The organism is Amycolatopsis sp. WAC 01376 (assembly GCF_003947415.1).
Lineage (GTDB): Bacteria > Actinomycetota > Actinomycetes > Mycobacteriales > Pseudonocardiaceae > Amycolatopsis.
The window spans coordinates 1,195,201-1,216,123 of the sequence record NZ_QHKL01000003.1 but is presented as its reverse complement, the minus strand read 5'-3'; the positions used below and the strand labels follow the sequence as shown (position 1 = coordinate 1,216,123).

The following is a 20,923-nucleotide window of genomic DNA, read 5'->3' as shown; positions in this document are numbered from 1 at the left end:
CACTCGCACACGCGCCCCAAGAGGGACTTCCCTGTCGATTTCGACAGGAAAGCCTAAGAAAACCTTCAGGTTGGATGGTTACCGTTCAACCATGACGACGCCCCAGGTCACCGCCCGGTCACCGCTGGCACTGCTGGCCGCCGTGGTCTCGGTCGCCGGCGGAGCGCTGCTGATCCTGCTGCTGCAGGTCCTCCCCGCCACCAGCGACATCAGCCCGATCCGCCGCACCATCAGCGAATACGCGCTGAGCGAGCACAAGTGGATCTTCGACGTCGCGGTCCTGCTGGTCGCGCTCGGCTCGGCGATCGGCTTCGGCGCGCTGATCCGCCGCAAGCACCTTCCCGCCCTGTCCGCGGCCTCGGTGTTCTGCGCGCTCTGGACGGTGAGCCTGGTGGTGATCGTGGCGTTCCCCAAGAACAACTGGGCGATCGGGCCGAGCACCGGCGGGACGGTGCACCGGATCGCGAGCGTGGTGGCCTTCGTCGCCCTTCCGCTGGCCGTGTGGTTCGCCGCGAAAGCCGTCTTCGCCTCCTCGCCCGCGCGGCGTGCGGTGACGCGGGTGCTCGCGGTGGCCGCGCTGGCCTGGTTCGGGGTGATCCTCGGGGCGATCGTGGTCTCGATGAACGGCGGCGAGCCGTGGTGGCGGGCGATCCCGCTGGGGCTGGTCGAACGCGCGATGGCGCTGACCGGGCTGATCGCGCTGGCGTCGCTGCTCATCCCCGCCCGCGTGGTCACCGCACCGGTGACCGAGCAGGCCGAAGCGCTGGAGACCGCGTCCTGAAAGGTTTTCCCGGCGCCGTGTCCATTTGACGATCTCCCGCTCGTAGTGGTGTCGTGCGGCAAGCAGGCCGCGCGGAAAACCGGAACGGGAGCACCACCGTGAAGTACATGATGCTGATCCAAGCCGCGACCGACACCGAGCCCCAGTGCACCTTCGAGGAGTGGACGGTCTACGACAAAGAGGTCAGGGACGCCGGGATCTGGTCATCCGGGGAGTCGCTCGCCGACCTCGTCACCGCGACGACGGTGAAGGTCGATCGCGACGGGAAGCGGACGGTGACCGACGGGCCGTACGCCGAGACCCGCGAGGTACTGGGCGGCTTCTACGTCATCGACGTGCCGGACCTCGACACCGCGCTGGACTGGGCGGCGCGGTGCCCCGGCGCACGGGACGGCTCCGTCGTGATCCGCCCGGTCGCCGACTTCAGCGTCTGATCATGGACGGGCAGGGGCCCGGGATGGCGTCGGTGGAGGCGGTGTTCCGCGAAGAACGGGGAAGGCTCCTGGCCGCGCTCGTGCGCCGCTTCGGCGATCTGGACCTGGCCGAAGAGGTCACTTCCGAGGCGATCGAAGCGGCGCTGGAGCGCTGGCCGGTGGACGGTGTCCCGCCGCGGCCGGGTGCGTGGCTGATGACCACCGCGCGACGCAAGGCGGTCGACCGGCTGCGCCGGGATCAGGCCTACGCCGCCAAACTCGCGATCCTGCAGGTGGAGGCGGAGCGGGCCGGTCCCGCTCCCGCGGCGGACGCCGGCGACAGCCTGCCGGACGAGCGGCTGAGGCTGTTCTTCACCTGCGCCCATCCCGCCCTGCCCGTCGAGGACCGGGGCGCGCTGACCCTGCGCTTTCTCGCCGGGCTGACCACGCCGGAGGTGGCACGGGCCTTCCTCGTCCCGGTGCCGACGATGGCGAAACGGATCGTGCGGGCGAAGAAGAAGATCAGCGAGGCCCGCATCCCGTTCCGTGTTCCCGGCGCGGACGAACTACCGGAGCGGCTGCCGGGTGTGCTGCAGGCGGTGTACTCGATCTTCACCGAGGGGTACGCGGCCAGTTCGGGAGCGAGTCTCCAACGGGCCGACCTCGCCGAGGAGGCGATCCGGCTCGGCCGCATCCTGCGCGGGCTGATGCCCGCCGATCAGGAGGTGGCGGGGCTGCTCGCGCTGATGCTGCTCGTCCACGCCCGGCGGGACGCCCGGACCGTGCCGGACGGCGAACCGGTCCTCCTGGCGGACCAGGACCGGAGCCGGTGGAACCGGGAACTGATCGAAGAGGGCGGTGACCTGGTGGTCGCCTCACTGACCGGTGGCCCGCCAGGATCGTACGGGGTGCAGGCCGCGATCGCGGCCCTGCACGACGAGGCGGCCGACGTCGAAACCACCGACTGGCCGCAGATCGTGGCGCTCTACGACGTCCTGATGACCTTGGCACCGTCCCCTGTCGTCGCGCTCAACCGTGCCGTGGCCGTCGCCCTTCGCGACGGCCCGGCCGCGGGACTCGCGTTGCTCGACGAACTGACCGGCGAACCGCTGCTCCGCGGCTACCCTCCCTTCGCCATCGCCCGGGCCGGCCTGCTGCAGCGGCTGGGCCGCCACGACGCGGCGGCCACGGCCTACCGCGAAGCGATCGGGCTCGCCCCGACAGAACCCGAACGCGAGCACCTGCGGCGAAGCCTTGCCGCACTCGAACACCCGACGGAGACAGCACGATGACCGCCGAACACCTCGCCCGCGTCGCACGCGGTTGGGACGAAGCCGCCGACGGATACGAGGCCTACTACGTCCCCCGGTTCGCGCCGTGGGTCGCCGCCGCGGTGCGGGCCCTTCCCGCGGAGCTGCCCGGCGGCCCCGTTCTCGTCCCCTGCTGCGGGACCTTCCCGGAACTCGACGTGCTCACCGCACATCTGCCCGGCCGCGAGATCGTCGGCATCGATCTGTCCGCGGGCATGGCAGCCCGAGCGCGGACGCGGGCCGCGGGCAACTCACTCGTACGCGTTGTCGAGGGCGACGCCTCGGAACTCGAATCGGCCTCCGCCGCCGCGGTCGTCTCGGTCTTCGGACTCCAGCAACTGCCCGAGCCCGACGCCGCGCTCCGATCCTGGATCGGCGCGCTTCGTCCCGGCGGAGTGCTTTCGGTCGTCTACTGGCCGCACAGCACCGAACCGGGAGGGCCGTTCACCGTGCTGTCGGACGTCCTCCGGGAACGCGTCCCGGCGGGCGACCGCTCCTGGGAAGAACGGCTCCTACCCGCCTTGAAGGGCGCCGCACTCGAACTGGATGAGCCGTTGTCGTTCCCGATGGTCCATCCCGACGCGGACGCGTTCTTCACCGCGCACACCCGCTCCGGGCCGATGCGGCCGCTGGCGAGCATGCGCGGTGAAGAGTTCATCGCCGAACTGCGCGAGGAATTCCTGCGAAGGTCCCCGGCAGGGGAATGGCGGCACCGTCCGACTGCCCGGCATATCGTCGCGCGGGCGGCAGATCGGGTTTGACCTCGTCCTCTGCAGTGTCTTCGGCGGCCTTGCGCAAGCGTGCGGTGCAGACCGAAAGGTGCACCACGTTGGCGCGTTTGTGATGGCGGTACACGTGGACGTCGGAGGCGAAGCACGCCGCCGCGAGCAAAGCGCGTCGCTGCTCGATGCGCTCGTAGCCGACTCCTGCCGGGCAGAACACCGTGACCTCGACTTCGTCACCGCGCGGTTTCGTCCACAGGATCACCGGCAGCTTGCCGTCGAGGGTGCACACCCGGGCACGGGCGAAGCCGGTCCGCAGCCGGTGCTGCACGACGACCGAGCGAAGCCGGTCGCGGAGGAATCGCCGCGCCGAGCGCCAGTAGAACAGCCAGTTCGCGACGCCGAACAGCACGACCGCGCCCCAGATCGGGCCGACCGCCTGGAAAAGGGTGAACAACGCGTACGGGAGGACGAGGAGCACGCCGATCTCGTAACGCCAGTGATAGAGCGCGGTGAGCGGGTTCGGCCTCCTGACCACCGTGATCTCCCTGGCCAGCTCGGCGATCGCCTGGGGTTCCTGCCAACGGCTCATGACCTTCCTCCTGTCCGTCCGGCGGTTTGCTCGGCGGCCACGGCCGCCGCGGGAATGGAGCGGACGACACCGGCACCGGCGCAGTCCGGGCAAACGGCGTCCTCGTAGGGCCACCACCCCGTGCCCCCGCAGGGTTCGCACGCGTGGACGGTGTCCCAGCGGGGATCGCGGTAGACGCGGCGCCTGCTGTCCGGCACCCGGGAGACCTGCCAGCCGCGAGCGGCCGCGCGAGCGTCTTCGTCGGTCGCGAAGAGCCATTCGTTGAAACGTTCGAGAAGTCGGTCGAACCAAGATCGGGGCGCTGCCGTGTGGTTCTCGTGGTGGGACATGAGGTTCACCCCCGATGCAGCCAAGCGCGAACTCGGGTCGGCCCACACGACGCCTACTCCGGCATTCGTGTGGCCCACAGGCGACACGAACGGGTTCGGATGCGCAGCGTCACATTCAGATGGCTGTCAGCATCCGCTCTCCGGTCGCGCCCGGGTGGTACCGGCCCTGGCCGTCAGGTGCGTTCACGTACCCCAAGACCAGGCAGAACAGGCCCTTTCACGGTTTCCGCATCTTGTGACAAGACGTTGACCCACGCGCCAGCACGGTCCGATCAGCTTGCTGTACTCTCGCCGTTGTGTGCACGTTCAGTCACCGCCCCTACATGCCTACCGAAGGTAGGTAAGTCCGTGTCTAGTGCCTACATGAAGCCTACATCGGCCGGAGGCGAGCCGGTAAGCCCTGATGCGGAAACCGTTACCGCGTCGGGTGTCGGACGAGAGCTGCGGCGGCTGCGCAAGGCCGCGGGGGAAACGCAGGCGGAGACCGCCAGGATCATCGGCGTCACCAGGGCGAACCTGACCCAGTGGGAGACCGGCAAATACCTGCCGTCGGCGCACAACGCCCGCCAGCTCGACGATCACTTCCGCGCCGCGAACACACTGTTCACGCTGGTGGAGACGGCCCGTTCACCCCACGAACACACCCCACCGGTCCTCGGCGACGCCGGCGTCGTCGACACCTCGCGTTCCCTGCTGCAGGTCTTCCACACCGTCGGCGCGAAGCTCGCCGAGCGCCTGATCCGTGACGCCGATGGCAAGCCGCTGGGCTGGCGGCACAACCTGCAGAAGAACACCGGGCCGAAAGCCCTCAGCACCGCGTACGGGATCAACACGATGCTGGTGGTAGGCGATCCCTACATCGACCTACATACGCTCGCCGAAGATCTCTACCGGTTGCAAGCGGAACACGGCTGGCGTGGTCGCGCGGGCGGCAAGCGGCCGGAGACCACCGCGTCGGTGGTGGACGCGCTGTTCCGCACCAGCACGATGTCCGCCGACGAAGGGCTGGACCAGCTTGAGGGGTCGCTCGACCCGTACAGCCGGACCCGTCCGTACCTGCTGTCCGCCGTGCTGCACACGGCGGTCCGGCTGCGGCCGGACGCCCCGCTGACCGACCGGCTGATCGACGCCCTCCTGGCGGCCCGGCTCGACTTCGACGGCGCACGCCTGTGGCCCGAGAAGAACGAGGCCGGGCTCGTCGCCCCGGAGGCGTCGGTGGTGCACACCGCGCGGTCGGTCGTCGCTCTGCGGGACGTCCTGTGCAGCCGTGAAGATCGCAACGACGTCCGTGAGGCGGCCGACGAAGCCACACAATGGCTCATCGACCGGTCCCATTCGGACGATGGCGTGGCCGAGGATCTCGAAAGGCCTCGCCCCGACGGCGAAGGAACCACCCGGATCATCATCCGGCACTTCACCGCAGCCTGGGTCGTCCAAGCGCTCGCCACCGCCCCCTTCCTGCCACTCCCCCGGCTCAACCGGGCGCTCGGAACCCTTTGGGAGCGCTACGACGCCGATCAAGGGCTCTGGGCTTGGGGAAGCGGCGACCTACCCATCTGGCAGACCTTGGACGCAGTCACCGCGCTCCGCGCGGCCGCATTCGCCGCCGCGGCGCCCCCGCTCAGCCCTCCAGGAACGACTACATGATCGACACCCCGCCCTCGACCCTCACCGCCGTTCGGCCAGACGCGCACGCGTTCCTCGATGAGGTCACCGGCACGCGACCCGGCCACGGCGACGCGGACCTGGCCTGGCTGCGCACGGTCGCGCATCAGGTCCAGGACGCTCCCGAGAGCTTCCTTTCGTGGCTCGAGGAAATCCTCGGTGACGAAGAAACCGTCCGCACCGCGGCGAAGCGTTCCTACTGGCATCCCAACGGATTCGCCAAAATGGTGCTCCACGCCTCCGCCGATTTCCGGATCCGGCTCCACGTCTGGCCGGAATCCGCGGAACCGTCCCGCGGCGAGTCCAATCCGCACAGCCACAGGTGGGAATTCGCCTCGACGATCGTCGCGGGCGAAGGTCTGCACATGGTCGAATTCCGCGAAACGACCGAAGGCGGGATGGCGTACGACCGCTACCGCTACGGCGCCGATCCGGCGAATCCGGCCGCCTTGCGCGCGGACGGCGGAGCCCGGCTCGAAGTGGAGAAGACCCCGCGGGTCCGGCGTGGCGACGTCTACTCGTGCGACACCGCCATCGTGCACACCGTCCGCCCGATCGCGGCGGGCTTGACCGCCACGGTGGTGATCCAGGGCCCGCATCGCACCGGCACCACCGTCGTGTACTGCGAGCCCGGCCAGACCGACGACCAGCCCAACGGCGAACTGACCGAGGCCGATTTCCGGGTCCTGGTCGGCGCCGTCGCGAAAGCGGTGACGTCGTGCCGTTGACCTGGCCCGCCCCGCGCCGCGGGATCCTGACCGACCGGGCCATCAAACGCGCGCACCGGAACGGGGAACTGACGATCACCCCGTTCGAGCCCGGTCTCGTCCGCCCCGCCGCGATCAGCCTGCGGCTCGGCCACGAGGCGTTCGCGCTGGAATCGACCGGCACCGTCGACATCGCCGACCGGAACACGTATCCGGACCTCCGCCCGAAGGAACTCGACGCCGAAGGCAGGCTGTCCGTCGAGCCCGGCGAAGTCGTTCTCGCGCCGACGCTGGAGAAGATCGGGCTTTCGGAGAAACTCGCCGGTCTCGTCGACGGCACGAGCGACTACGCGCGGCTCGGCATCAGCGTCGTCCTGTGCGGTCAGGTCAGCCCCGGTTTCGGCAGTGAGACAGGGGCAGTGTTGACTCTCGAGATCGTGAACCACCTGCGGCATCCGGTGCTCCTGCACCCCGGAACGCGGATCTGCAACCTGATGCTGTTCGCCTCCACCGGCAGCGAGCAGCCCTACGGCACGATGCCGAACAACTATTCCAGCGACCACAACGTGGCCCCGTCCCGATTGGCGGATCATGTCGGGCGTAACTGAAATCTCGCCGGTCGGCGACGACGTCCGCCTCGGGGACCTCGGCGAACACGCGATCCTCGAGCACATCCTGCGGCCGCGCTACGGCGGTGTCCACGGATTCGGTGACGACTGCGCCGTCCTCGACGCCCCGGAAGGGCTTCGCGGCGAACTGGTCGCCACCACCGACAGCTGCCCCACTCCGCTGGTCACCATCCTCGGGGAAACGGATCCGTATCACGCCGGCTGGCTGCTGGCGACGATCAACCTGTCCGATCTGGCGGCGGCGGGCGCCACCCCCATCGGCCTGGTCGTCAACTACACCCTGCCGAAGACGACCACCGCGGGCGAATTCCGGCGGCTTCTCGACGGCGTCGACGACTGCACCGAGGCCCACGGGACCAAGGTCGTCGGCGGAGATCTCCGGGACGGTCCGGTCCGGCAGCTCACCGCGACGGCGATCGGCCGGTGCGTCCCCGGCGGACGGCTCGGGCGCGCGGGCGCCGAAGCCGGTGACCGCCTGCTGCTGGTCGGTTCACCCGGCTATCTGTGGGCGTACGCGTTGCTCGTCGAAAAGCAGGCCCGGCTTCCCGAGTCTCTCGTCGCGGACATCCGCGAACGCGCGTGCCGCCCGATGGCACAGGTGGCCGCCGGCAGGGCGCTCGCCACGGCCGGACTGGCACGTGCCGCGATGGACGTCTCCGACGGCCTCTTCCCGACCGTGCGGACCCTGTGCGGCGCCAACGGTCTCGGCGCGCGCATCACGACGGACGTCCAGCTGGACGACGCGCCCGCCGACGTCTGCGAGCAGTCGGGACTCGGCCGGTTCGAACTCGCGCAGGCCTGGGGCGACTGGACGCTCGTGGTCGCCGTGCGGCCACAGGATGTCGCGCTCGCCAAGAAGACCCTTGCCGGGGAAGGCGTCACGGCGCAGGAGATCGGGACCCTCGTCCCCCGCGAGAAAGGCGTTTCGCTGGACGACGGCGAGCCTTGGGACGGAATCGCGCAGGAGCGGTTCTCGCCCAGTTCGTGGCACGGCGGCGAACTGCCGAAGCTGATCACCGAGGTTCTCGGCAGGCGGGCTGGCTGACCTCCAGTGGGTCGTGAGTGGCGATTCGGGTTCTGGCGAGCCTCCTCTTAGGTACCTACTGCGTGGCCTGCGGCGCTTCTTGCGTGATGCCAGGTTCGAGGTACATGAAGGACCCCTTCCTGTACCTGGGCGCAAGGATGGGGTCCTTCATGTACTGGGGCTGGCGCGAAGGTCGAGTTCCCTCGGCTGAGCCGAGAGAAGGGGGCCTTCACGCGCTGTCGCTGTAGTGCCGAGGCTCAAGGCGGCGCTCCGATCCGCCGCAGGCACCTGAAACACGGTTCGCTCCAACCCGGATCGCCACTTACGACCACCCCGGCCGACGCCTTCCGGAGCCTTGGTCGCTTGAAGTATGTGAAGGCCTCCTTGAGGGACCCAGAGTCCCTCAAGGAGGCCTTCACGGACCGAGGTGACGGACCGGCGCGGAGTCTCCCGTCGTCCGCCGCGAGCGGAAGTGCAGGTCGAGGCGCTGGACGTCGGGACGATCAGGCGGCCGGAAGTATCCGTCGGGCACCGATGCCACCCGCCGTGATTACGATCACAGCGAAACTCCTGGCCCGGCATCTCTACAAACCGACCGCTCAGTACGGCAGACTCGACGTCACTTCCACTCGACGACGAGGAGTCACCCGTGACCGAACACCCCTCCCGTGTAGCGATCGTCACCGGCGCCGGCCGCGGCATCGGCGCGGCCGTGGCCAAGCGGCTCGCTTCCGACGGGTTCGCCGTCGGCCTGCTGGACCTCGACGAGGCGGGTGTCAAGCAGGGGGCCGAAGCGATCGTCGCCGAGGGCGGCAAGGCCGTCGGTGTCGCGCTGGACGTCAACGACGCCGCACAGGTCGAAGCCGCGGTGACTCGGGTGGCCGAGGAGCTCGGCGCGCCGACCGTGCTGATCAACAACGCCGGCATCACCCGCGACAACCTGCTCTTCAAGATGACCGAACAGGACTGGGACTCGGTGCTGGGCGTGCACCTGAAGGGCTCGTTCCTGATGACCCGCGAGGTGCAAAAGTACCAGACGCAGGAGAAGTGGGGCCGCATCGTCAACCTGTCCAGCACCTCGGCGCTGGGCAACCGCGGCCAGGTCAACTACTCCGCGGCCAAGGCGGGCATGCAGGGCTTCACGAAGACCCTCGCGATCGAACTGGGCAAGTTCAACGTCACCGCGAACGCCATCGCCCCCGGTTTCATCGCCACCGACATGACCGCGGCGACCGCCGAGCGGATCGGCATGTCCTTCGAGGACTTCAAGGCGGCGGCCGCGTCGCAGATCCCGGTGCAGCGTGTCGGCACCCCCGACGACATCGCCAACCTCGCGTCGTTCCTGGTGAGCGACGGCGCGGGATTCATCTCCGGCCAGGTCATCTACGTCGCCGGCGGACCGAAGGACTGAGCCATGCGCGAATTCGCCTCATTGCAGGAGTTCGAGAACGCCGTCGGCGAACACTTCGGCTACAGCGACTGGCTGACACTCACCCAGGACCGGGTGGACCTGTTCGCCGACGCCACCGACGACCACCAGTGGATCCACGTCGACGTCGAGAAGGCGGCCGATGGGCCGTTCGGCGCCCCGATCGCCCACGGTTTCCTGACGCTTTCGCTCATTTCGGGTTTCGTCGGGAAGCTCTACCGGGTCAACGGGCTCAAGATGGGCATCAACTACGGGCTGAACAAGGTCCGGTTCCCCCAGCCGGTGAAGGTGGGCGCGAAGATCCGGGCGGGCGCCGAACTGGTCGAGGTCACCGACGTCTCCGGTGGCAAGCAGGCCGTCGTGCGGTGGACGATCGAGATCGACGGCGAGCCCAAACCGGCGTGCGTCGCGGAGATGGTCGTCCGGCTGATCGCCTGAGAAGGTGACCTCCGGCACCTCGCCGGGCCACCCCTACCCGACATACCGACTGGTCGGTACTGTCACCGGAAAGCGAGATGCTGGAGGCACCATGAACCAGTCCGACCTGCCGGGCCTCGACCTGGCCAAGCTCAAGGCCCACCTGGACGAGCACCGGCCCGGGCTCGTCCAGGGCGACCTGAGCGGCCAGGTCGTGGCGGGAGGCCGGTCCAACCTCACCTACATCGTGGGCGACGGCCGGTCCCGCTGGGTGGTCCGCCGCCCGCCGCTGGGCCACGTCCTGCCGACCGCGCACGACATGGGCCGGGAGTTCCGGGTGATCTCCGGCCTGCACGGCACGGCCGTCCCGGTGCCGGAAACCGTGCTGCTGTGCGAGGACACCGACGTCATCGGCGCGCGGTTCTACGTGATGGAGTTCGTGGAGGGCACGCCTTTCCGCTCCGACACCGAACTGGCCGCGCTGGGCCCCGCCAGGACGAAGGCGATCGCGGACGAACTGGTCGACACCCTCGTCGAGTTGCACGCCGTCGATCCGGAGTCGGTGGGGCTCGGCGATTTCGGCCGCCCGGAAGGTTTCCTCGAACGCCAGTTGCGGCGCTGGAAGAAACAGCTCGACGGCAACCGCAGCCGCGATCTCCCCGGCGTCGACGAACTGCACGATCGGCTGGCGGGTTCGGTGCCGGTTTCGGGCAAGCCGTCGATCGTCCACGGGGATTACCGGCTGGACAACGTGCTGGTGAACGACGACGACCGGATCACCGCGGTGCTGGACTGGGAGATGTCCACCCTCGGCGACCCGCTGACCGACCTCGCGCTGCTGGTGGCCTACGCCGAACGCGACAAGGTGTCCTTGCAGTTCGTGTCGAACGCCAGTTCCGCGCCGGGCTATCCGCGCAACGACGAGGTCATCGCGCGCTACGCCGAACGTTCGGGCCGCGACGTCTCGCGGCTCAACTGGTACGTGGGCTTCGCGTTCTTCAAACTCGCGGTGATCCTGGAAGGCATCCACCTTCGCTACAGCAAGGGCCAGACCGTCGGTGCCGGATTCGACGGCATCGGCGCGGGCGTCGTCCCGTTGATCGCGCACGGCAATGAGACTCTCAAGGAAGAGGGATAGAGATGGACTTCGCCTTCGACGCGAAAACCGAGGAACTGCGGGGAAAGCTCCTCGAGTTCATGGATTCGCACATCTACCCGGCCGAGGCCGTCTTCGAGCAGCAGCTGGCCGAGCGCGACAGCGAATGGTCGCAGCCGCCGATCGTCGAAGAACTCAAGGCCGAAGCGCGCAAGCGCGGACTGTGGAACTTCTTCCTCCCCGGTGACCACGGCGCGGGGCTGACGAACCTCCAGTACGCGCCGCTGGCCGAGATCACCGGCCGCAGCATCCGGCTCGCGCCGACCGCGCTGAACTGTGCGGCGCCGGACACCGGGAACATGGAAGTCCTCACCATGTTCGGCAGCGAGCAGCAGAAGAAGCAGTGGCTCCAGCCGTTGCTGGACGGCGAGATCCGGTCCGCGTTCGCGATGACCGAGCCCGACGTCGCGTCCTCCGACGCGCGCAACATCGCCACCGGCATCCGGCGCGACGGCGACGAGTACGTCATCAACGGCCGCAAGTGGTACATCTCCGGCGCGATGAACCCGAACTGCAAGATCTTCATCGTGATGGGCAAGACCGATCCGGACGGCCCGCCGCACAAGCAGCAGAGCATGATCCTGGTCCCCCGCGACACCCCCGGCATGACCGTGAAACGCGGTATGCACGTCTTCGGCTACACCGACGGCGATCACGGCGGCCACGCCGAAGTGGTCTTCGAGGACGTCCGTGTGCCCGCGGAGAACCTCATCGCCGGCGAGGGTGACGGGTTCGCCGTCGCGCAGGCCCGCCTCGGCCCGGGACGGATCCACCACTGCATGCGCGCCATCGGCATGGCCGAGCGCGCGCTGGAACTGATGTGCCGCCGGGCGCTTTCGCGCGAGACCTTCGGCAAGCCGATCGCCGAACAGGGCGTGGTGCAGGACTGGATCGCCGAGGCGCGGGTCAAGATCGAGCAGCAGCGCCTGCTGGTACTCAAGACCGCGTGGCTGATGGACACCGTCGGCAACCAGGGCGCGCACACCGAGATCCAGGCGATCAAGATCTCCACGCCGATCACCGTCGAGTGGATCCTCGACAAGGCCGTGCAGTTGTTCGGCGCGGGCGGGGTCAGCCAGGACTTCCCGGTCGCCGAGATGTGGGCGCAGGTGCGGACGCTGCGGCTCGCCGACGGCCCGGACGAGGTGCACAAGCGCTCGCTGGCGCACCGTGAACTGAAGAAGTACCGCGGGGAGGCCCAGAAGTGACGACGGCTCAAGACCTCAAGAAGCGCGTGGCCGACCTCCTGGCCGCGCATCCGCCGGAAAGCACGCCACGCCAGGACTTCCTCGACGCGCGGTTCGACGCCGGGCTGGCGTGGATCCACTTCCCCGAGGGGCTCGGCGGCCTGAACGCGCCTCGTTCCCTGCAGTCCCTTGTGGACAAGGAACTCGCCGCGGCGGGCGCCCCGGACAACGACAAACGGCGGATCGGGATCGGTCTCGGCATGGCCGCGCCGACCATTCTCGCCTTCGGCACCCCGGAACAGCATCAGCGCTTCCTCCGTCCACTGTGGACCGAACGTGAGGTGTGGTGCCAGCTGTTCAGTGAGCCGGGCGCCGGATCCGACCTCGGCGCGCTGGGCACCCGCGCGGTCCGCGACGGCGACGACTGGGTGGTCACCGGCCAGAAGGTCTGGACGTCGGGCGCGCACAAGTCGCAGTGGGCCATCCTGGTCACCCGCACCGATCCCGACGTACCGAAACACCGTGGCATGACGTACTTCCTGTGCGACATGACCGCGCCGGGCGTCGAGGTCCGGCCGCTGCGCCAGATCACCGGTGAGGCCGAGTTCAACGAGGTCTTCCTCAGCGAGGTCCGCATTCCCGACGCGCACCGCCTCGGCGCGGTGGGCGAGGGCTGGAAGGTCGCGCAGACCACGCTGATGAACGAACGGGTCGCGATCGGCGGGACCGAGTTCCCGCGTGACGGCGGCATGGTCGGCGTCGTCACGGAAACCTGGCGGGAACGCCCGGAACTGCGCACCTCCGAACTGCACGACAGGCTGCTGAAGCTGTGGGTGGAGGGCGAGAGCCTGCGCCTGGTGAGTTCGCGGCTGCGGCAGCAACTCGCCGCGGGCGCGCCGGGGCCGGAGGGTTCCGCGGTCAAGGTCGCGTTCTCCGAACTGAACCAGGCCGCGTCCGGGCTGGAGATCGAACTGCTCGGCGACGAAGGCCTGCGCTACGACGATTGGACGATGCGGCGTCCCGACGGCGTGAACTTCCTCGGCCGCGAAGCCGGATACCGCTATCTGCGCGCGAAGGGGAACTCCATCGAGGGCGGCACCTCGGAGGTCCTGCGCAACATCATCGCCGAACGCGTGCTGGGACTGCCGTCCGAGCCGCGGATCGACAAGGACGTCGCCTGGAAGGACCTGCCCCGATGACCGACCTGCTGTATTCCGAGGTCGAAGAGGACCTTCGCGCCAGCGTCCGGGATTTGTTCAAGGACCGCGCGGAACCGGCGGCCCTGATCGCCAGGACCGAGTCTGCGGAACCGTACGACCTGAAGTTGTGGCGCACGCTCGCCGCCGACCTCGGTGCGGCGGGTCTCGCCGTCCCGGAGGCACTGGGCGGGCACGGCGCTTCGGCGCGGGAAGTCGCCGTCGTGATGGAGGAACTCGGGCGCAGCGTCGCCCCCGTCCCGTATCTCGGCAGTGCCGTCCTGGCGACGTCAGCCCTGCTGGCGACCGACACGTCGCAGGCGGAAGTGGCGGAACGGCTCGGGAAACTGGCCGCGGGCACGCTCATCGGCGCGCTGGCCATTCCGCTGTCGACGGCGCCCGGCGCCGAGTTCCCCTCGACGGTCACCGCGGCCGCCGACGGCACGCTCAGTGGTCAGGTCCGAAGCGTCGCCGACGCTTCGGTGGCCGAACTGATCGTCGTCCCGGCGGTGGGGCCCGACGGTCCCGGCCTGTACACGGTCGACGTGGCGTCGACGGGCGTGACGGTCACCGAGGCCATTTCCCTGGACCTCACCCGGCGCATCGCCGACGTCACTTTCGAGAACGTGACCGCGAAGCGCGTCGCCGTTTCTTCGGCCGCGGTGTCCGCTTTGGACACCGCACTCATGACGGCGGCGGGGCTGCTCGCCTCGGAACAACTCGGGATCGCCGAATGGGCCCTGACCGAAACGGTGCGCTATCTCAAGGAGCGTTACCAGTTCGGCCGTCAGGTCGGTTCGTTCCAGTCGCTGAAGCACCGGCTGGCGAATCTGTACACGGATCTGGTCAACGCCAGGGCGACCGCGCGGTACGCCGCCGACTGCCTGGCTTCCGGTGACGACATCGCGATCGCCGTCGCGGTGGCGCAGGCCCGCAACTCCCCCATCGCCGTGCACGCCACCGAAGAGGCGATCCAGCTGCACGGCGGGATCGGCATGACCTGGGAGCACCCCGCGCACCTGTACCTGAAGCGCGCGAAGAGCGACGAGATCGCTTTGGGCACTCCTGGGCGGCATCGCGCGGCCCTCGCGCCGCTGATCGACCTGCCGGCCTGATCTCCCCCGGCGGGGTCCGCCCGGAAAGTGTCGGACCCCGCCGGTAGAACCTGTTCGAACATCAGAGCGAACAGGGAGTCATCATGAAGCTGCTCGTGGCCACCTCGAAGACCCAGGGCGCGCGGGAGAACGACTTCGACCACTGCGTCGAAGGCGAGCTGATCTGGATCGCCCCGTGCTGCGACGACGGCGAAGACTCGGCGGATTCCGAATGCGGCTGCGGACGGTCCTTCGACGGGCTGAACTCGCATCTCGGGACGACGACGGCACTCGTCGCGGAGCTGCCCGGATTCACCTATTCCGACTACGCCGAAGCGATACGGTCGAGCCTGGCCGCCCAGGGCTGGCCACCCGAAGCCGCCGACGACGTGGCGACGGGGTTGCTCGCCTTCGCCTCCAGATGGGAGGTGGGAACGGTGCTCGAACGCCGCTGCGAATGGTTCGCCGAACGGCTCGTGCCCGCGCCGCCGGGCTGAGCGCTACTCGGGTCGCAGCGCGGCCAGCAGGAGATCGGCGAAATGATCACCGATCTGGCGGGCCGAGAGCGCGCCGCCACGCCGGTACCACGAACCGAGGTGGTGCACCGAGCCGAAGAAGAAGTCGACGATCACGTCGGCCGGTTTGTCCGCGCGGAATTCGCCGGACTCCTGGCCCTCCTCGATCAGCGTGCGGAACCGCTCGTGGTACTTGCGGCGTTCCGCGCGGACCGCCTTCTGCTTCTCCACGCTGAGCTGGTGCATGGACTGCATGAAGATCGTGTTGTCGTCGAGGTTGTCGATCGTGCTGACGACGACGTCGGAGCCCGCGGAACGCAGCCGCTCCCGCAGCGGCGCCTCACTCGAGGCCACCTTTTCCAGTTGCTCGGTCTGCGCGCGCAGCACGCGGGCGTAGATCTCGTAAAGGAGGTCGTCCTTGGAGCCGAAGTAGTGGTACATCGCGCCCTTGGTGACCCCGGCCGCCTCGACGATCTCCTGCACGGAGGTCCGGTCGAACCCCTTCTTGGCGAAGAGCTTCGTGGCGTGCGACAGCAGTCGGCGCGGCACGGCGGCCTGGTCGTCGCCGCCCGCCTCGGCCTTCCGGGTGGTCGCTCGTGTCATGGCCGGCTCCTTCTCGTGCGGACACCAAGCATACCGGTCGGTTTGTCGAGGCATTGGGAACGGGACCTCGAGTCCTTCCCTCGCAGTGCCACCAGCGGCGGGTGAAGGCCCCCTTCCCCTCGGCTGAGCCGAGGAAACTCGCCCTTCACACTTTTCCCAGCGTGCCGGCACCGCATGGGCCATGTCTCGTGCGTGCTGACGCCGACTGAGCCACCGCTCCAGCAACAACGCGTTGCGAAAGCCACTTTCGCAACCCTCAACGTTGGGAAAGTGGCTTTCGCAACGTCGATCACCAGACCAGGAACCGCTCACCAGTCCGCGAGGGCCTCCTTCCCTACCCTGAAGGTCGGGGGCCCGGCAAAGCCGAGATCTTGCAGGTCAGGTGACTATCCTGCGCTGTCGCGGGGCCGCATGTGCCGGTGGTGGAGCTTGATCAACGGAAGATCGGAGGCACTCAACGTCCCTGATCTTCCGTTGATCAAGGGCGAGTCGAGGTGGGGGCAGGCCTGATTCTGGGCACGGGCGGGGCTTCAGTGTCCACAAGGGACACCGCCGGGCGATTGAATGTCCGATCGATGCCGCTATGTACGTTTCTGCGAGGGGTCGTGAGTGGCAATGAGGGTTAGAAAAACAAAAATCACTCACGCCCTCCTCGTGAAACCGTGCAAGTCGCCCAAATCGGGCACATCTGTCTCGAAAGTGTCCCTTGTGGACAGCCAAGAGCCGGGCGAGGCTCCTTGAGCAAGCCCGCTCCCGCCGGCTCCACCCCGACAAGTTCACCCTTGTCCCGCTATGGCGGCGGAGCCGACCAGCAGTTATGCGACTTTGCCGGGACCCTGCCCTGAAGGTAGGGAAGGAGGCCCTCACTACCCGCCGAGTGGCCTCTGGGACAACCGTCACGCCAACCCGGGCCCCGGCCACCGCACACGACACTTCCGATTTCGGCTCCAACCCGAATCGCCCCAGACACCAGAACAAAGGTCTCAATACGCGCCGCCGTGCTCGAAGAACCGCCGCGGATTGTCGACCAGCATCGTCGTTATGTCCCTTTCGGACACTCCCCGCTCCCGCAAGGCGGGCAGCACGTCACGGGTGATGTGGAGGAAATGCCAGTTGGGCGCCATCGCGGCGATCTTGTCCTGCTCGAACCAATCGATGAAACAGGAGGCGTCGTGGGAGAGCACCATGCTCCCGGCGTAACCGCGTTCGCACATCGCCGCGACCGTGGCGACACGGTCTTCGAACGGCAGCAACGGGTCGAGCCCGAAGCGGTCCATTCCCAGCAGCGATCCCTTGTCGGCGAGCCCGGTGAGGTAATCGAGGTCGGTGCTGTCGCCGCTGTGCCCGATGAGAACCCGGCTCAAGTCGACACCTTCGGTCTCGAAGACGGCCTGCTGTTCGAGGCCGCGCCGGGTCGGCGCGTGGGTGTGGGTCATGATCGGCGCGCCGGTCTCCCGGTGCGCCTTCGCGACCGCGCGCAGCACACGTTCGACACCGGGGGTGACCCCCGGTTCGTCGGTCGCGCACTTGAGCAGCGCCGCCTTCACCCCGGTGTCGGCGATCCCGTCGACGATGTCGCCGGTGAAGAGGCCGACCAGTGGATCCACGCCGTCGTCGAAGAGCAGCCCGGGTCCGCGATGGTGGAGGTAGTGCGGGACGTCGTTGTAGGTGTAGAGCCCGGTCGCGACGATGATCCGGAGGTCGGTTTCGGCCGCGACCCTGCGCACGCGCGGAATGTAGCGGCCGAGCCCGATGACGGTCGGGTCGACGATGGTGTCGATCCCGGCGGCCTTCAGTTCGTCCAGCCGCCGGATGGCGTCGGCGACGTGTTCGTCCTCGCGGAAACCGTCGTGCCCGGGATGGTTGGCCATGAATTCGGGACTGAGGACGAACAGGTGCTCGTGCATGAGCACCTTGCCCAGTTCGCCGGCGTCGACGGGACCGCGGGCCGTTTCGACCTGTGCCATGCCGCTCACCCCTTGGCCCGGAGTTCGCGGCGGAGGATCTTGCCACTCGCCGTCTTCGGCAGTTCGTCGAGCACCTCGACCACGCGCGGATATTTGTACGCGGCGAGGCGTTCCTTGCAGTACGCGACGAGGTCCTGCGGGTCGGGCGTGCTTCCCGGGGCCGGGCTGATGTAGGCCTTCACGGTCTCGCCGCGGTATTCGTCCGGGATGCCGACGACGGCCGCTTCGCGTACGGCCGGATGCGTGTACAAGACGTCCTCGACCTCACGCGGCCAGACCTTGAAACCGGAGGCGTTGATCATGTCCTTCTTGCGGTCCACGACGTAGACCCAGCCGCTCGGCTCCATGAAGCCGATGTCGCCGGTCAGGAGCCTGCCGCCGGGCAGTGCGGCTTCGGTCGCTTCGGGCCGGTTCCAGTAGCCGGGGACCACCATCGGACCTTCGACGGCGATCTCACCCGCCGTCCCGAACGGCAGTTCTTCGCCGTCTTCGCCGAGGATGCGCACGATGGTCCCCGGCACGGGCAGGCCGATGGAGATCGTGCCGGAAGCTTCGTCGATGGGCGCTTCGAGGCTGCTCGGGACGACGATGCAGCCCGCGGTCGTCTCTGTGAGTCCGTAGCCGTTGTGGATGTAGTGGCCGAACCGCTCGCGGAACATGTCGACCACGGCGGGCGGCAGCGCGGCTCCGCCGGAGTACAGCAACCGGAACGATTCGAAGTGCTCCGGGCGGACGTCGGGCTGCGCCATCAGCGCCATGTACGCGGTGGACGGGCCGACCGTGTACACGGGCCGGTGCTCCAGGAAGGCGTCGAGTACGACACCGGGCTCGAACCGGTACGCGAGCGCGAGTGTGCCGCCGATGTCGATCGCGGAGGCGATCTCGCAGACCATGCCGGTGATGTGGAACAGCGGCGCCAGGCCGAACAGGGTGGCGCCTTCGTCGAGGCCGCTGAACGCGCTGAGCACGGCCGCGTTCGCGCCGAGGTTGCCGTGGGTGTTCATCGCCCCCTTCGGTGTCCCGCTGGTGCCCGACGTGTAGCTGATCAGTGCGACGTCGTCCGGGCCGAGGCCGGGGTCCGGGGGCGGGTCCCCCGCCGCGGCCCGCGCCACCTTCAGCAGGTCGGCGGCGCCGGGAGTCGGCTCCCGCACGCTCTTGCCGAACACCCGCGGATCGTCGCGGCCTTGCAGGTCGAGTTCGCTGGTGGTCAGCGCGATGGTCACGCCGCTGCCGGGAACGAGCGGGGCGATACGGCTGTTCCACCCGCTCTGCGAACACACGACCGCGCGTACTCCGGCGTCTTCGAAGACGTGCCGGAGTTCCCGTTCCCGGTACATCGGGTTGACGGGGACGACGATTCCGCCCGCCTTCCAGGCACCGAGCAGCGCCAGCACGAACTGCGGGATGTTCTGCAGGATCAGGGCGAGCCGGTCGCCCGGGGAGAAACCGGACGCGATCAGATGGCGCGCGATGCCGTCGGAAAGCTCGTCGACCTCGCGGTAGCTCATCCTGCCGTCGAAGTAGGCGATCGCGGTGACGTGCGGGAAGCGCTCGACCGTCCGCCGGAAGGACGCGGGAACCGTGGTCGGTTCCGTCGGTTCCGCGTCCCTCATCCGGGGCTCGTAGGCGGCCAGCCACGGCTTCGCTTCGTAGGAGCTCACGCAGGTTCCTCCATGACAAAGTCTCGACGAGCCTCTAAGCATCCGCTTAGTATGGCGATGACGCAAGGAGGTCGACGTGACCGATCAGCTCTCACCGTCCGAAGTGGACAGTTCGGATTCCGTTCGGTACGCCGTGGACGGCGCCGTCGCCACGATCACCTTCGACAAACCGGAGCGCGGCAACGCGATGGATCAGGCGATGCAGATCCGCTACGGCGATCTGCTGGGCAAGGCGTCGGCCGATCCCGGAATCCGCGCCGTCGTCGTCACCGGCGCCGGGCGCTCCTTCTGTCCCGGCGCGGACTTGGGGCTGCTGGAGGGCATCTCGGCAGGCGGCGCGACCGCGCCGGAGCACGAAGGCTTCCGCAACGTCTTGGCCGCCGCTTATGCCGACGTGCCGGTGGTCGCGGCCATCAACGGCGGCTGCGCCGGCCTGGGCTTCGTGATCGCCTGCGCCGCCGACGTCCGGTTCGCCGCCGCGGGCGCGAAGTTCACCACCGCCTTCGCCCGGCGCGGCCTCATCGCCGAATACGGGGTGGCGAAACTGCTGCCCGAACTCGTCGGCCGCGGCCGGGCCCTCGACCTGTTGCTCTCCGGCCGGACCTTCACCGCCGAACAGGCGCGCGAATACGGCCTGGTACAGGAGATCGTGCCCGCGGAAGAACTCGCGGCGAGGGCGAAGGCATACGCCACCGAACTCGCGACCCACAGCGCGCCGCGCTCCATGGCACTCATCAAGCGGCAGGTCTTGCGGGAAGCCGAACTCTCGCTGGAAGACTCCGCCCGCGAGGCCACCACTCTGATGCTGGAATCCTTCGCTTATCCGGAACTTCCCGAGGGCCTGGCCAGCTGGAACGAACGCCGCGCCCCCGACTTCCCGCCGTACCGAGGGGTTTAGACCGCCCCGGCCTCACGACCGGGGCGGCCCGTACCGAATCAGACGGTTTCGCGCGTGGTCACCGCGTCCTTCTCGGCGGCCAGCGCGGTGCAGGTGCGCACCCACAGTTCCCAGCCGCGCAACGCCTGGTTGCAGTTCCAGCCGGTCCAGCGGCCCGCCTGCGCGCCCTCGTTGCCGGCGCGGTTGCAGGCGGTCTTGCTGCTCCAGCCTTCACTCACCTTGCGATACGGCGTGCAGGAAGCCGCCGCGACGTCACCGGACGCCCCGGCCGCGCACGGTTCCGCGGTGCTCGCCATCGCCGTTCCCGCGGTGAGCAACGACCCCGCCACGGCTGCGGCGAGCACGAACCCACGGACCACGAAGCGTTTACTCATCGAGTTTTCCTTACCGCGAGCAAGACCCCCCACCCACAGTGGCCGATCACCCGGCGAAGATCAACCTCTGGGCGGACCCCGCATAGCGTCCGGTCGCGAGTGACCTACCCCAGTACATGAAGGCCCCTTCCTTGCGCCTGGCACCAGGACCCCCGGCAAAGTCGCATAACTGCTGGCCGGCTTCGCCGCCATAGCGGACAAGGTGAACGCGTCGCGGTGGACCCGACAGGAGCGGGCTCCCGCAAGGAGCCTCA

22 protein-coding genes are annotated in these 20,923 nt (G+C 68.6%); 16 read left to right on the top strand and 6 right to left on the bottom strand.

Features of this window, described 5'->3' with window-relative positions; translation table 11 throughout:
• The first annotated feature begins 91 nt into the window (after window positions 1–91).
• The 4 genes from DMH03_RS22495 (at window position 92) to DMH03_RS22480 (ending at window position 3,265) form a co-directional block, all read left to right on the top strand.
• A complete protein-coding gene (locus tag DMH03_RS22495; RefSeq protein ID WP_125793901.1) occupies window positions 92–781 on the top strand; it encodes a DUF998 domain-containing protein in 690 nt (229 codons plus the stop codon).
• 98 nt (window positions 782–879) lie between these two features.
• A complete protein-coding gene (locus DMH03_RS22490; RefSeq protein WP_125793900.1) occupies window positions 880–1,215 on the top strand; it encodes a YciI family protein in 336 nt (111 codons plus the stop codon).
• Between the two features lie 2 nt (window positions 1,216–1,217).
• The gene (locus DMH03_RS22485) at window positions 1,218–2,486 is read left to right on the top strand and encodes an RNA polymerase sigma factor (protein ID WP_125793899.1); all 1,269 of its coding nucleotides are present in this window, start codon (window positions 1,218–1,220) and stop codon (window positions 2,484–2,486) included.
• Window positions 2,483–3,265, top strand: a complete 783-nt coding sequence (locus DMH03_RS22480; RefSeq protein WP_125793898.1) for a trans-aconitate 2-methyltransferase — start codon at window positions 2,483–2,485, stop codon at window positions 3,263–3,265. The genes DMH03_RS22485 and DMH03_RS22480 overlap by 4 nt, the downstream gene beginning before the upstream one ends.
• On the opposite strand, the gene DMH03_RS22475 is transcribed toward DMH03_RS22480, so the two are convergent.
• A complete protein-coding gene (locus DMH03_RS22475) occupies window positions 3,159–3,818 on the bottom strand; it encodes a hypothetical protein (protein ID WP_125793897.1) in 660 nt (219 codons plus the stop codon). The two genes, DMH03_RS22480 and DMH03_RS22475, sit on opposite strands and share 107 nt — an antisense overlap.
• On the bottom strand, window positions 3,815–4,147 hold the full coding sequence (locus DMH03_RS22470; RefSeq protein ID WP_125793896.1) for a zinc finger-like domain-containing protein: 333 nt from the start codon (window positions 4,145–4,147) through the stop codon (window positions 3,815–3,817). The genes DMH03_RS22475 and DMH03_RS22470 overlap by 4 nt, the downstream gene beginning before the upstream one ends.
• A gap of 363 nt (window positions 4,148–4,510) precedes the next feature.
• On the opposite strand from DMH03_RS22470, the gene DMH03_RS22465 reads away from it, so the two are divergent.
• The 11 genes from DMH03_RS22465 (at window position 4,511) to DMH03_RS22415 (ending at window position 15,148) form a co-directional block, all read left to right on the top strand.
• A complete protein-coding gene (locus DMH03_RS22465) occupies window positions 4,511–5,794 on the top strand; it encodes a helix-turn-helix transcriptional regulator (RefSeq protein ID WP_125793895.1) in 1,284 nt (427 codons plus the stop codon).
• The gene (locus DMH03_RS22460) at window positions 5,791–6,540 is read left to right on the top strand and encodes a hypothetical protein (protein ID WP_125793894.1); all 750 of its coding nucleotides are present in this window, start codon (window positions 5,791–5,793) and stop codon (window positions 6,538–6,540) included. Before DMH03_RS22465 ends, DMH03_RS22460 begins: the two co-directional genes overlap by 4 nt.
• Entirely contained in the window at window positions 6,531–7,127 is a 597-nt protein-coding gene (gene dcd, locus DMH03_RS22455) for a dCTP deaminase (RefSeq protein ID WP_125793893.1), read from the top strand. Before DMH03_RS22460 ends, dcd begins: the two co-directional genes overlap by 10 nt.
• The gene (locus tag DMH03_RS22450; RefSeq protein ID WP_125793892.1) at window positions 7,111–8,193 is read left to right on the top strand and encodes a thiamine-monophosphate kinase; all 1,083 of its coding nucleotides are present in this window, start codon (window positions 7,111–7,113) and stop codon (window positions 8,191–8,193) included. Before dcd ends, DMH03_RS22450 begins: the two co-directional genes overlap by 17 nt.
• A 628-nt stretch (window positions 8,194–8,821) precedes the next feature.
• Window positions 8,822–9,583: a 3-oxoacyl-ACP reductase FabG gene (fabG, locus tag DMH03_RS22445; RefSeq protein WP_020637045.1), complete on the top strand. Its 762-nt coding sequence runs from the start codon at window positions 8,822–8,824 to the stop codon at window positions 9,581–9,583.
• Window positions 9,584–9,586: 3 nt separating this feature from the next.
• A complete protein-coding gene (locus DMH03_RS22440; protein WP_125793891.1) occupies window positions 9,587–10,039 on the top strand; it encodes a MaoC family dehydratase in 453 nt (150 codons plus the stop codon).
• 91 nt (window positions 10,040–10,130) lie between these two features.
• Complete coding sequence (locus DMH03_RS22435; RefSeq protein ID WP_125793890.1) at window positions 10,131–11,156, top strand: phosphotransferase family protein; 1,026 nt, start codon at window positions 10,131–10,133, stop codon at window positions 11,154–11,156.
• A gap of 2 nt (window positions 11,157–11,158) precedes the next feature.
• A complete protein-coding gene (locus tag DMH03_RS22430) occupies window positions 11,159–12,382 on the top strand; it encodes an acyl-CoA dehydrogenase family protein (RefSeq protein ID WP_125793889.1) in 1,224 nt (407 codons plus the stop codon).
• Window positions 12,379–13,560 (top strand): acyl-CoA dehydrogenase family protein, encoded by a 1,182-nt coding sequence (locus tag DMH03_RS22425; protein ID WP_125793888.1) that lies wholly within the window; start codon window positions 12,379–12,381, stop codon window positions 13,558–13,560. The genes DMH03_RS22430 and DMH03_RS22425 overlap by 4 nt, the downstream gene beginning before the upstream one ends.
• Window positions 13,557–14,672 carry an acyl-CoA dehydrogenase family protein gene (locus tag DMH03_RS22420; protein ID WP_125793887.1) on the top strand — a complete coding sequence of 372 codons (1,116 nt, stop codon included), beginning with the start codon at window positions 13,557–13,559 and terminating at the stop codon, window positions 14,670–14,672. Before DMH03_RS22425 ends, DMH03_RS22420 begins: the two co-directional genes overlap by 4 nt.
• 83 nt (window positions 14,673–14,755) lie before the next feature.
• Window positions 14,756–15,148: a hypothetical protein gene (locus DMH03_RS22415; protein WP_125793886.1), complete on the top strand. Its 393-nt coding sequence runs from the start codon at window positions 14,756–14,758 to the stop codon at window positions 15,146–15,148.
• 3 nt (window positions 15,149–15,151) lie between these two features.
• On the opposite strand, the gene DMH03_RS22410 is transcribed toward DMH03_RS22415, so the two are convergent.
• The 3 genes from DMH03_RS22410 to DMH03_RS22400 all read right to left on the bottom strand — a co-directional run bounded on the left by DMH03_RS22410 (window position 15,152) and on the right by DMH03_RS22400 (window position 19,397).
• Window positions 15,152–15,769 carry a TetR/AcrR family transcriptional regulator gene (locus DMH03_RS22410; RefSeq protein WP_125793885.1) on the bottom strand — a complete coding sequence of 206 codons (618 nt, stop codon included), beginning with the start codon at window positions 15,767–15,769 and terminating at the stop codon, window positions 15,152–15,154.
• A 983-nt stretch (window positions 15,770–16,752) separates the two neighbouring features.
• Window positions 16,753–17,736, bottom strand: a complete 984-nt coding sequence (locus DMH03_RS22405; RefSeq protein WP_125793884.1) for a phosphotriesterase — start codon at window positions 17,734–17,736, stop codon at window positions 16,753–16,755.
• A 5-nt stretch (window positions 17,737–17,741) separates the two neighbouring features.
• Complete coding sequence (locus DMH03_RS22400; protein WP_125793883.1) at window positions 17,742–19,397, bottom strand: class I adenylate-forming enzyme family protein; 1,656 nt, start codon at window positions 19,395–19,397, stop codon at window positions 17,742–17,744.
• A gap of 76 nt (window positions 19,398–19,473) precedes the next feature.
• Here DMH03_RS22400 and DMH03_RS22395 point away from each other — a divergent pair, with 76 nt between their 5' ends.
• A complete protein-coding gene (locus DMH03_RS22395; RefSeq protein WP_233611584.1) occupies window positions 19,474–20,295 on the top strand; it encodes an enoyl-CoA hydratase-related protein in 822 nt (273 codons plus the stop codon).
• A 38-nt stretch (window positions 20,296–20,333) separates the two neighbouring features.
• On the opposite strand, the gene DMH03_RS22390 is transcribed toward DMH03_RS22395, so the two are convergent.
• Window positions 20,334–20,669, bottom strand: coding sequence for a hypothetical protein (locus DMH03_RS22390; RefSeq protein WP_125793882.1), 336 nt, complete (start codon window positions 20,667–20,669; stop codon window positions 20,334–20,336).
• Window positions 20,670–20,923: the final 254 nt, after the last annotated feature.